General features: G+C 60.2%; 9 protein-coding genes. All 9 read right to left on the bottom strand.

All coding sequences use genetic code 11. The features are described 5' to 3' along the window. Position 1 precedes the first annotated feature (1 nt). Positions 2-1,150 carry an efflux RND transporter periplasmic adaptor subunit gene (locus CCX46_RS24105; RefSeq protein WP_127929579.1) on the bottom strand — a complete coding sequence of 383 codons (1,149 nt, stop codon included), beginning with the start codon at positions 1,148-1,150 and terminating at the stop codon, positions 2-4. 194 nt (positions 1,151-1,344) lie between these two features. Next, on the bottom strand, positions 1,345-2,445 hold the full coding sequence (locus CCX46_RS24100; protein ID WP_127929578.1) for a DUF1513 domain-containing protein: 1,101 nt from the start codon (positions 2,443-2,445) through the stop codon (positions 1,345-1,347). A 14-nt stretch (positions 2,446-2,459) separates the two neighbouring features. Further along, positions 2,460-3,524: an imelysin family protein gene (locus CCX46_RS24095; RefSeq protein ID WP_127929577.1), complete on the bottom strand. Its 1,065-nt coding sequence runs from the start codon at positions 3,522-3,524 to the stop codon at positions 2,460-2,462. 27 nt (positions 3,525-3,551) lie between these two features. Then, on the bottom strand, positions 3,552-4,979 hold the full coding sequence (locus CCX46_RS24090; RefSeq protein ID WP_127929576.1) for a di-heme oxidoreductase family protein: 1,428 nt from the start codon (positions 4,977-4,979) through the stop codon (positions 3,552-3,554). Positions 4,980-5,298: 319 nt separating this feature from the next. Continuing rightward, positions 5,299-6,645: an imelysin family protein gene (locus CCX46_RS24080; protein ID WP_127929575.1), complete on the bottom strand. Its 1,347-nt coding sequence runs from the start codon at positions 6,643-6,645 to the stop codon at positions 5,299-5,301. Between the two features lie 211 nt (positions 6,646-6,856). Then, positions 6,857-8,908: a putative bifunctional diguanylate cyclase/phosphodiesterase gene (locus tag CCX46_RS24075; RefSeq protein ID WP_127929574.1), complete on the bottom strand. Its 2,052-nt coding sequence runs from the start codon at positions 8,906-8,908 to the stop codon at positions 6,857-6,859. Positions 8,909-9,343: 435 nt separating this feature from the next. Further along, a complete protein-coding gene (locus tag CCX46_RS24070; protein WP_127929573.1) occupies positions 9,344-9,940 on the bottom strand; it encodes a superoxide dismutase in 597 nt (198 codons plus the stop codon). A gap of 176 nt (positions 9,941-10,116) precedes the next feature. Then, complete coding sequence (locus CCX46_RS24065; RefSeq protein WP_127929572.1) at positions 10,117-10,719, bottom strand: LysE/ArgO family amino acid transporter; 603 nt, start codon at positions 10,717-10,719, stop codon at positions 10,117-10,119. 5 nt (positions 10,720-10,724) lie between these two features. Next, the gene (locus CCX46_RS24060; RefSeq protein WP_127929571.1) at positions 10,725-11,126 is read right to left on the bottom strand and encodes an ACT domain-containing protein; all 402 of its coding nucleotides are present in this window, start codon (positions 11,124-11,126) and stop codon (positions 10,725-10,727) included. Positions 11,127-11,159: the final 33 nt, after the last annotated feature.

Raw genomic sequence — 11,159 nt, 5'->3', positions numbered from 1 at the left:
ATCAGTCAGCGCGAGGCGGACTGTTCTGCTCGCCGAGGGTCTTGTCGTCGCTGATGGCGATGTGGGCGCCGTTGTCCAGTTTGATCTGGCCGGCCGTCACCACTTGTTCGCCGCTCTGCACGCCCTTGTTGATCATCACCAGGCCATCGCGGCGTTCACCGGTTTCGATGAAGCGACGTTCGGCGATCAGTACGGGTTGGCCCTTGTCATCCTTTTCGACGCTGCCATCTTCGGCTTTCTTCTGCCCGACCACGTAGATCGAGTTGCCGTAGAGGGTGTAGGTGATTGCGCTTTCCGGTACGACGATGTGTTTTTGCGGATCGGGCAGCAGCACTTCAAGGCTGGCGAACATGCCCGGCAGCAGTTTGCCGTCGGGGTTGGCCAGGGTGGCTCGAATCAGAATGTTGCGCGTGGTGCTTTCGACGATCGGGTTGATCGCGCTGATCTTGCCAGCGAAGGTTTGCTTGGGATACGCGGCGACGGTGATCTGCACCGGCTGACCGATGGCCAGCTTCGGCACTGATTGCTCAGGCAGGTAGAAGTCGGCGTAGAGGCTGCTCAAATCCTGCAGCGTGGCGATTTTGCTGCCGCTGGCCAGATAGTCGCCGACGTCGACCTGACGGATGCCGATGGTGCCGCTGAACGGCGCGAGAATGCGTTTTTTCGCCAGCGAAGCGTTGAGCTGATTGACCGTGGCTTTGTTCTTTTGCAGAACGGCGGAGAGGCGGTCGTATTCGCCTTTGGAAATGGCGCGGCTGTCGACCAGTTGGCTGCCACGGCCGAAATCCAGTTGCGCCAGACCGAGATCAGCCTTGGCGGTTTCCAGCAGGGCGGTCTCGACGGCGCTGTCGAGTTGCAGCAAAGGTTGCCCGGCCTTGACCTTCTGTCCGGATTCGAATTTGAGCTCGGTGACGGTGCCGGCGACTTCCAGGCTCAACTCGACACCTTGTAGCGCCTTGAGCGTGCCGACGGTGGGCAAGCGCAGCTGCCACGGTTGTTCGGTCGCGTTGGCCACGGCGACGCTGATCGGCGGTTTCGGCTTGGAAAAGCCCTGGATCATCGTGTAGATCGAAAAGGCTTTGTACCCGCCCAGCACCAGGACGATCAACAAAACAACACCCAACATGATCAGCATGCGGCGACGCAGCATATTTCCAGTTCCTTGGAGAAATCAGGTGAGACAGGCGGGCACATTACTCCGAGTACAGGGGGGATTCCAACTGGCAGTTCTTACAGGGTGGCGGAAAAAGATCGCAGCCTTCGGCAGCTCCTACAGAGGAGTGCATTCCAAAGTAGGAGCTGCCGAAGGCTCGGGCCGCGATCGGACGATCTTTTGCGGTGCGTTCAGGCCATCAGGTGAAGATGGTTATCCCAGAGCCCCGCCGGCAATTCCAGCGGCTTGGCCAACAGCTCATCCTGACGGCAATCGTAGTAGCGGCAACGTCCTTGACCCGAGGTCACGACAAAACCGTCCTTCACCGCACCGACGCCAGCGCAATCAGGCAATGGTGCATCGAGGCGCACTTCGCCGCTGTCCAGATCCCAGATGAAGAAGCGATTGCCGCGTGGTGCCGTCAGCGCGACCAGACGCAATTCACTGTGCACCGCGACGCTGGCGGTGTAGTGACCCATCGACTGCAACTGATGCTCCGGTACCGGAAACGCCACGAACGGCTGCCCCGGACGCTTGATCGCCAACAGCTCCGAGCGCTCATGCGAGGCGCCCATGAACTGCTGACCGGCAACGATGGTGCCGTCGCTGGCGATGCCCAGATGGCGCACGCTGTTCATCTGCTGGGCGAGGGTCTCCTTGCTCAGCAGGGTGCCGTCACGCTGCATCAAGACCAGGCTCGGCTCCATGGCGTTGAGGTTCATGTCGACGCGGCTTTCCGCCTCGGTACGAATCCCGCCATTGGCCACCACCAGCGTCTCGCCATCGGGCATCCATGACACCTGATGCGGGCCGAGGCCGTGGGTGGAAATCTCGCCGCCGTGCACCAGTCGCGCGCCTTCGAACTTGTACACGCCGAGCAAGCCGCGACCGGGATCGGTGGTGTCGTTCTCGGTGGCGTACAGGTATTCGCCGTCCTTGTGCACCACGGCGTGCCCGTAGAAATGCCGGTTCGGCTGCGACGTCACGGTCTGCAGCAACGTGCCGTCGCGCAGGTCGATCAGGTAACTCTCGGTGCCCGGACGACGGGCGACGAACAGCGCGATTGGCTGCGTCGGGTGGTTGATGATGTCGTGGCAACGCTGGCCGACTTCGGTGGCGAACACCCGCGTGCCATCCAGCCGATAGCCGACGGCATAATGCTTGCCGTCAGTGTCGTCGCGCGCCGACAGCAACAGCGGGCTCTGATCCTTGCGTTTGAACAGCGTCCAGCCGCCCAGCGTCACTGCTCCCAGCAGCGTACTAGCTAAAGTCAGAACCTGACGTCGCAGCATGGCACTTGCCCTCATCAGTCACCGTCGTTGGCGTTGAAGCCCAGTTGAATGCCCAGCGCCTTGGCCAGTTCGCCTTCGTGCAGGCGATGGACGACGTTGAGGCTGTCGTAGATATCGTTCAGTTGCTGACGACCGGCGTCGTCTTCAAGCATTTCGCCGAGCGAACGCTGGGTGCTGTCGAACAGTTTCAGCGACGCGGCGTAAGCGGCATCGATCTTGTCGGCCAGTGGCTTTTGCTCAGCCGGCAACAGACCGCGCAGGCCTTTGTTGTCGACGCCTTCCCAAACGGTTTTGGCGGCGGCGAGGCTCGCTTCCAGCGCGGTCAGCGACGACTGGCTGCGCCATGCATCGGCCTGGAACGGCTGTGGCACGCCTTTGCTCTGGCGGCCCATTGGCGTGCCGAGTTTTTTCTTCAGGGTGTCCAGCGCGGTGACCTGCACACGCAGCAGATCGGCGATCGCTTCGTGGGAGTCGGCGTAGCGCTGGTTGGGGAACTTGGTCATCTGCGCGAGCATGCCGTCGGTGTTGTTCCAGTTCTGCAGAATCTCTTCAGCCAGTTGCTTCTGGCGCTCGCCAATGGCGATCAGCAGTGGGCAGTATTTGGCTTTTTGTTCTTCGTTGGCCACGTCAGGTTTGGCGTCGAACAGGATGTATTCGTAGGCCGACAGGCCTTGCACGACAACGCTGGATTTGGCCAGTGCGGCGGCATCGATCTGCGGTTGCGCGACCACCAGTTGCTCGACCTGACGGCCGACGAGGTTTTTCTTGTCCGGCCAGAACTGCACCTGCCACGAACGGTTGCCCTCGGCCAGCGGCCCGATCAGCAGCGGTTGCAGTTCGGCCCAGGCTTTCTGTGCATGCAGGAAGTCGGCGCGGGCGGTCTCCAGGGTTTCTTTGCCCTGGCAGTAGGCGAGGGCGCTGACCGCCAGTTGCTTGTCGGCTTCGACCCAACGGGTGTAGGTCGGCAGGATCACCGATTTGGCGATGGCCGCCGAGGTGACCGCTTGCGGATCCTGTGGCGAGCAAGCGCCGAGGGCAAGGGCGGCAAGGCTGGTGAACAGTAGCTTGGGACGGAACATGTCGGGCTCCCGATTCTTTATCAGTGTTTAAAGTGAGTTCAAAAACGCCAGCAGCGCGGCACGCTGCTCGGCATTGAATGACAAAACCTGTTGTTGCGCGGCTTGCGCTTCGCCGCCGTGCCAAAGCACCGCTTCGAGCAGATTGCGCGCGCGACCGTCATGCAAAAACTGTGTGTGTCCGCTGACCGCTTGCGTCAGGCCTATGCCCCACAACGGCGGCGTGCGCCAGTCGCGGCCGGAGGCCTGGAATTCCGTGCGGTTGTCGGCCAGACCGTCACCCATGTCATGCAGCAGCAGATCGCTGTACGGGCGAATCACTTGATTGGCCAGTTCAGGTTCGGCCGCGTTGGCGGCGGTGGTGTATTTCGGCGTGTGGCAGGAATCGCAGCCAGCCTGGAAAAACAGGTTCTTGCCGGCGATGACGTCTGCATCGTTAACGCCACGGCGTGCAGGCACGGCAAGGTTTCGGCTATAGAACAACACCAGACGCAGGATGTTGTCGCTGACTTCCGGTTCGCCGTTCGGGCCATTGCCGTTCGGCGCCTGTTTGCAGGCGGTCTGTGCATCGCTGCAGTCATCGAAGGGTCGCAGACTGGTCGTAAGACCCATATCACCGGAAAACGCGTGAACATTTTGTTGATTGAGGTTCGGTTGCCCGGCTTTCCAGCCAAATCTGCCCATGACGGTTTTTTGCAACGCGTCATCCCAGACCTGATTGGGACGGCCATTGACGCCTTTGTTGTCTTTGGCCTGTGCGGCAGCGTTGGCGAGGATCGCTTCTTCGGGAATCGCTTCGAGCAGGCCGAGGCCAATCATCGGCGGCGCAACCCGTGCGGAAAAACGCGTGTCCGGGTGCATCGGGCCGTAGCCCAGTTGAGTGATCTGCAAGACAGGTTTGCGCAATTCGACTTCGGTGCCGTCCTTGAAGCGAATCGGCACTGGCGTGTAATCGACGCGAACCTTGCCTTCCGGGACGACGCCGGGCACGGCCATGTCCTGGAACTGGCCGCCGTACACCGGCTCCGGTACCACGCCGACTTGCTCGATGACTTTGGCGAATTCCGGCGTGTCGGGAATCGACAGGCGCACAAGCATAGACACAGCGTTAGGTGCATCCGGTGGCGGCGGATGACCGCGACCGTCCTTGATATGGCAGCCCTGACAGGCATTGGTATTGAACAGTGGCCCAAGACCATCGCGGGCGGTGGTGGTCGACGGCGCAATCACCCAGGGGCTGCGGAAGAAGCTGTTGCCGACGCTGAAATCCACCCGTCGCGATGGCGGCAGGTTGGCCGAGGGCAGAGAGAACGCATTCTGATCGGTCTTGCGCACGGTCGCTGCACCACCGGAACGTGCTTCACCAGGCTCGGCCTTGGTGAAACGCGGGGCGTCATCGCAGGCACTCAGGCCCAGGGCCAGCAACAGTGCGGACAAGCGAAGAGGCAGCGAAGGCATCAGACATCCTGCGGACGGGCAAAAATAAAGGCGCAAAGTCTAACAGGGCCGGGGTGATTGAATAAGAGGAATTATCGTTTGCTTGATATCGCGCAAGCCTTGAACACCATGGAAACCCTGTGGGAGCGAGCCTGCTCGCGAAAGTGGTATCCGACGCGCTGAAAATGTGGCGGCCGATACAGCCTTCGCGAGCAGGCTCGCTCCCACAGGGATGGGTGGTGTACCTGATATCGAACACACCATGGAGCAGGGTTTTGTGTAGGGCAGGTATGAAAAAGGCGACCCGAAGGTCGCCTTTTTTTGACGCAGACGCAGTTGATCAGAACTCGTGATCAGCGTTGTCCGGGTTCAGGTCGCTGATGCCCAGTTTGCCGGCCGCGGCTTCGATCGAACCGGTCTGCTTGACCAAGGACGCGATCGCGTCGCGAACGATCTGGTTGCCAGCGGTGTTGCCAGCGGCGATCAGCTGGTCGTAGTGCTCACCCTTGTTGGCGTGATCGACCATGACCTGGATTTTCGCTTCGGTGGCCGCCAGATCGGCTTTCAGCGCGGTGTCGGCAGCCGGGTCGGCCTTGGCTACCAGCGACGACAGGCTGGCGCCGGTCATCTTGGTGCCGTCAACGCGGGTGTACTCGCCCAGGTAAACGTTACGAATGCCTTTGGCATCGTAGAAGTGCGAGTTGTGCGTGTTGTCGCTGAAGCAGTCCTGCTCGTCTTCTGGGGAGTTGGCTTCCAGGGAAACCTTCATGCGCTCGCCCGCCAGTTCACCCAGGGACAGGCTGCCCATGCCGAAGAGCATTTTGCGCAGACCGGTTTCGCCCGGTTCGGCTTCCAGGGTGGCGCGGTAGTTGTCAGCCACGTTCGGCTTCCAGTTGCCGACCATTTCTTCCAGATCGCTGACCAGCAGTTGAGTCACCGACTTCAGGTAGGCACGACGACGATCGTTGTGACCGCCAGTAGCGCCGGCGCCTTCCAGGTAGTCCGAAGCCGGACGGTTGCCAGCGCCAGGGCCGGTACCGTTGAGATCCTGGCCCCAGAGCAGGAATTCGATGGCGTGGTAGCCGGTGGCAACGTTGGCTTCGGAGCCGCCCAGCTCGTTGAGGCTGGCGAGTTTTTCCGCGGTGATGTCTTTGACGTCGACCTTGTCTTCGCCGACCTGAACTTCGGTGTTGGCGATGATGTTGGCGGTGGCGCCCGGGTTACCCAGTGCGTGCTCGTAGGATTTGTCGACGTAGTCGATCAGACCTTCGTCCAGCGGCCAGGCGTTAACCTGACCTTCCCAATCGTCGATGATGGTGTTGCCGAAGCGGAACACTTCACTCTGCAGGTACGGAACGCGCGCGGCGACCCAGGCAGCCTTGGCGGCTTTGAGGGTGTCGGCGTTCGGCTTGGCGAGGAACGCGTCGACGGCGGTTCGCAGGGTTTTCGCGGTGGATTCGGCATCGCTGTAAACGGCGAAGACCATGTCGGCGTAGTGCGCGACCACAGCCTTGGCGGCGGCTTCATCGACTTTACCGGCCGCGGCCGGCGCAGCCGCAGGTGCGGTGGTGCTGGCGGCTGGAGTCGGCGTGGCCGGTGCGGCAGCCTTGTCTTTACCTTCGCCGCAACCGGCGAGTGAAATAGCGATGGCCAGCAGACTGGCGGTAGCCAGAGGCATACGAATCATGGCGAACATCCTGCTTCGATAGTTGAGTGGACTCGCGCTGGGGGTGCGCAAAACTGCGACATAATGCAAATCTTTCGCATTATGTGTAAAGGGTTGTGGCTGGAAATATTTCTTATTTACGCAGATCAAAAGATCGCAGCCTTCGGCAGCTCCTACAGGGGGAACGCATTCCAAATGTAGGAGCTGCTGCAGGCTGCGATCTTTTGATCTTCTAGAGAATGGCCGCGTTACTGCGTTGTGCCTGTTTGAGATAGGCGCCCAGTTCCCGGGCCGGCAGCGGTTTGCTGTAGTGATAACCCTGACCTTCGTGGCAGCCTTCGGAGATGATGTACGTCTCCTGCTCAGCCGTTTCCACGCCCTCGGCAATCACCTGCATGCCGAGACTCTTGCCCAACTGAATGATCGCGCGAACGATGGTCGCATCGTCGTCGTCATCGAGCAGATCCTGCACGAAGCTCTTGTCGATCTTGATCTTGTCCAGCGGCAGGCTTTTCAGATAACTCAGCGATGAATAGCCGGTTCCGAAGTCGTCGATGGCAATCAACGCGCCGGAACGGCGCAGGCTCAACAAGTGTTGCGCGGCAGTGCTGATGTCTTCCATCAGGCCGGTTTCGGTGACTTCCAGTTCCAGGCTGCGCGGTGGCAGGCGATACATCTGCAACAGGTTGTTGACCACGCGCGGCAACTCGGCGTGGTGCAGTTGCACGGTGGACAGGTTGACCGCCATGCGCAGGTCGGCGAAACCCATATCGTGCCATTCGCGCAGTTGTTTGCAGGCCTGATCGAGCACCCATTCGCCGATGGCGATGATTGTGCCGTTCTGCTCGGCCAGCGGAATGAACAGGTCTGGAGGCACCAGACCGTGTTCCGGGTGTTGCCAGCGAATCAGCGCCTCGACCCCGACCACGCGGTGATCGCGATAGCTGATCTGCGGCTGATAGACGAGGTAGAACTGGTCGCGCAACAGTGCATCGCGCAGGTCTTTTTCCAGTTCGCGACGACGACGCATCTCGCTGTCGACGCTGGCGATATAGAACTGATAGCGGTTGCGCGAGCGGGTCTTGGCCAGGGTCATGGTCTGCTCGGCTTTCTGCAACAGCTTCTCGGTACTGTCGCCATCCTCCGGGAACAGGGTGATGCCGATAGTCGCGCGCAGGCGGATTTCCTGGTGATCGAGGGCGAACGCCGCTTCCAGATCATCGAGAATGCTTTGCGCCAGCTCTGCCGCTTCATAAGGCTGTTCGATGTCTGCCTGCACCAGCGCGAACTGGTCGCCGCCCAAGCGGGCGAGGGCGCCGAGGCGGCCGCTATGGGCACGCAGACGATCAGCCAGGGCCAACAGTAATTGGTCGCCGGTCTGGTAGCTGAACTGCTCGTTGATGCCTTTGAAATCGTCCAGCCCAACGCACAACACCGCGACCCGGCGTTGCAGCTTGCCCGCGTCGACCAGAATCTTGTCCAGTTGCTGCTGCAATTGCTGGCGATTCGGCAGGCCGGTGAGGAAGTCGTATTGGGCCATTCGCAACAAGCTGTTTTCGGCTTCGTGGCGCAGATGGGTGTTGCGTTCGATCGACTCAAGCAACTGGTTGGCGGTGTTGATCCAGATGCCCAGTTCGTTTTTCTCGTGGCCCTTGAGCTGCGGAATCTTGTGCTCGCTGGGGCGATCCGGGTTGATCTCGGTGAGGTGTTCGATGATCCGCGACAACGGTTTGGTCAGCAGCCAGTGATAAACCAGATACAGCACCAGGCCCATGGCCAGAGCACGCAACACACCGGAAATGAAGATGATCACCGAACTGACGATAAAGCCCTCGCCATAGGTGGCGGTGTCGAGGGTGATGCTCAGGTCACCGTAATACTCGCTGTACGGGCCGCGCCCCACCAATTGGGTGGTGAAGGTGCGTTCCTGGCCGAGAATCAGATCGGTCAGCCAGCGGCTGCTGGAATGCTGCAGGTCGCGGGATTTCTGCGCGAGCATGGCTTCGTTGGGATGGCCGATGGAGGCCTGACGCACGGCATCATCCTGGAACAGGCCTTCGATTACCTGCATGCCCATTTCCCGATCGAGGCTGTAAACGGCCTGGGTCGAAGGATCACGGAACATGTCGAGGATGCGTTCGGCGTCGCCGGCAACCGCCTGACGGGTTTTATAGGCATCGAACACAATCTGCGCGCAGCTCAAGACTACGCCGACGATCAATGCCGACAGGAGCACGACCCGGAGCAACTTCACCGACAAGCTGTTCTTGAGTTCCAGCTTCAAAGGGTTATTCCTTGTTCCGTGCGGGTAGCGTCAAGTTGCCACGAGTATTGGCAATCCCGTGTTGGCAGTCAAAGGGACAATCAGGCCCGGGACGATTTGCCCGTGGCCTTGGCCGAAATGCTGCTGTCTGGAGTATTAGCCCTATTTGTACTATGTCGGTAGTTTCGACCTTCAACTTGAGCGGTTCGCAGCATTTTTTCCGCTGTTTTGATGTTAGCCCCCTGTGGCATGGCGGCAAGCAGCGACAGACAGCTTTCATTGTGAGAAAAACGCTATTGATCGTTCCCACGCTCCGCGTGGGAATGCCTCCAGGGAGGCTCTGTGTCCAGTGACGCGGAGCGTCACGGGCTGCATGCCCACGCGGAGCGTGGGAACGATCATCAAACGCCCATAAAAAAACCCGGCAAAAGCCGGGTTTTTTGACTGGCGCGCAGCTTAAGCGGTGAAGGTTTTGCCTTCGAACTGCTCAGCAACGAACTTCCAGTTGACCAGGTTCCAGAACGCTTCGACATACTTCGGACGAACGTTGCGGTAGTCGATGTAGTAAGCGTGTTCCCAGACGTCGCAGGTCAGCAGCGGGGTGTCGCCGCTGGTCAGCGGGTTGCCGGCGCCGATGGTGCTGGCCAGGGCCAGGGAACCGTCAGCCTTTTTCACCAGCCAGCCCCAGCCGGAACCGAAGGTGCCGATCGAGGTTTTGCTGAACTCTTCCTTGAACTTGTCGAACGAACCGAAGGCTGCGTTGATGGCTTCAGCCAGCGCGCCGGTTGGTTGACCACCGGCGTTTGGCGCCAGGCAGTTCCAGTAGAAAGTGTGGTTCCAGACCTGAGCGGCGTTGTTGAAGATACCGCCCGAGGAAGTCTTGACGATTTCTTCCAGGGTCTTGCCTTCGAACTCGGTGCCTGGCACCAGGTTGTTCAGGTTCACGACGTAGGTGTTGTGGTGCTTGTCGTGGTGGTATTCCAGGGTTTCCTTGGAAATGTGCGGCTGCAGGGCATCGTGTGGGTAAGGCAGCGGCGGCAATTCGAAAGCCATGATGATTCTCCTAATCAGGTCTGTTGCGGTGAGCGCAAGGCCGATCACGGGCGGCCAGAAATGCACCGGCGAGTTTTTACTCTTTGCGGCGCAGGGTTTCGATCATAGCACCGGGGTTGCGCCATAACCACGCAACAACTGTGTGGGATAGAGGTTCCAGAGCCTTTTGGAATAAATCAGCCGGCGATAATCAGCTGACCGGCGACCGTGAACATCATCAACGCCACAACCAGATCCAGGATCCGCCAGGTGCTCGGCCGAGCCAGCCACGGCGCTAACCACGCTGCGCCCAGCGCCAACGTGAAAAACCACAGCAACGAAGCACTCGCCGCGCCCACTACATAAGCACTCGGCACCGATTGCTGCGCGCCGAGCGAGCCGATCAGCAACACCGTATCCAGATAAACGTGCGGATTGAGCAGCGTCACCGCCAAGGCGCTGAGCATCACCGCCCGCAACGAACGTACGGTCTGATTCGCACCCTGATCCATGCTCTGTTTCGAACAGGCCCGGCGCAACGCCTGACTGCCGTACCAGATCAAGAAAGTCGCGCCACCCCAACGGGCAATTGCCAGCAGTGTCGGGTTCTGCGCCAGAATCGTCGCCAGCCCGAATACACCAGCCGCCACCAGCAGCGCATCGCAGACCACGCACAACGCCGCCACGGGCAAGTGGTGCTCACGACGCAAGCTCTGCGCCAAGACAAACGCGTTCTGCGTGCCGATCGCCATGATCAGCCCGAACGCCACCAGCAAGCCGTTCACATAGCTTTGCCACATAAGATCTACTCCGCGTTGGCTGCGAGATCGCGCAGCACTTGCATGGCGCGTTCGGCGTCGGCCTGACCGACGAACAAATGGTCGTGGTAATAGCCGGCAATCACGTTGCAACTGATCCCGGCCTTGCCCAATGCCGTGGCGAAGGCGGCGGTGAGGCCCACCGCTTCCAGTGCCGAATGCACGTTGAGGGTGATCCACGCGGCGACATAGTCGAAACTGAAACCGGCCTGTTCGGCGTGGGAACGTTCGAGAATTACCGTCAGACCTTCCTGCTCGCGGAAGCTGCCGACAATCTCCAGACCGCTCGGCAACACACCGTCGGGCAGGGTGCAGAACACGTATTCGCCGGCGTTGAGTTGCGGGCTCATGCTGCGCAATAAAGTAGAGAGTGAAGTTTCGCCAGCCATGGAAGTGTTCCTTGAGAAAGAGTGCTTGCTGGC

Origin of the sequence: Pseudomonas sp. RU47 (assembly GCF_004011755.1) — a bacterium.
Lineage (GTDB): Bacteria > Pseudomonadota > Gammaproteobacteria > Pseudomonadales > Pseudomonadaceae > Aquipseudomonas.
This window is presented reverse-complemented; position numbering and strand designations above follow the sequence as displayed.

Coding starts and splice junctions, on each gene's coding strand:
- CCX46_RS24060 (WP_127929571.1), bottom strand. CDS start 11,126: ATGGCTGGCGAAACTTCACTCTCTACTTTATTGCGCAGCATGAGCCCG.
- CCX46_RS24065 (WP_127929572.1), bottom strand. CDS start 10,719: ATGTGGCAAAGCTATGTGAACGGCTTGCTGGTGGCGTTCGGGCTGATC.
- CCX46_RS24095 (WP_127929577.1), bottom strand. CDS start 3,524: ATGTTCCGTCCCAAGCTACTGTTCACCAGCCTTGCCGCCCTTGCCCTC.
- CCX46_RS24090 (WP_127929576.1), bottom strand. CDS start 4,979: ATGCCTTCGCTGCCTCTTCGCTTGTCCGCACTGTTGCTGGCCCTGGGC.
- CCX46_RS24070 (WP_127929573.1), bottom strand. CDS start 9,940: ATGGCTTTCGAATTGCCGCCGCTGCCTTACCCACACGATGCCCTGCAG.
- CCX46_RS24105 (WP_127929579.1), bottom strand. CDS start 1,150: ATGCTGCGTCGCCGCATGCTGATCATGTTGGGTGTTGTTTTGTTGATC.
- CCX46_RS24080 (WP_127929575.1), bottom strand. CDS start 6,645: ATGATTCGTATGCCTCTGGCTACCGCCAGTCTGCTGGCCATCGCTATT.
- CCX46_RS24100 (WP_127929578.1), bottom strand. CDS start 2,445: ATGCTGCGACGTCAGGTTCTGACTTTAGCTAGTACGCTGCTGGGAGCA.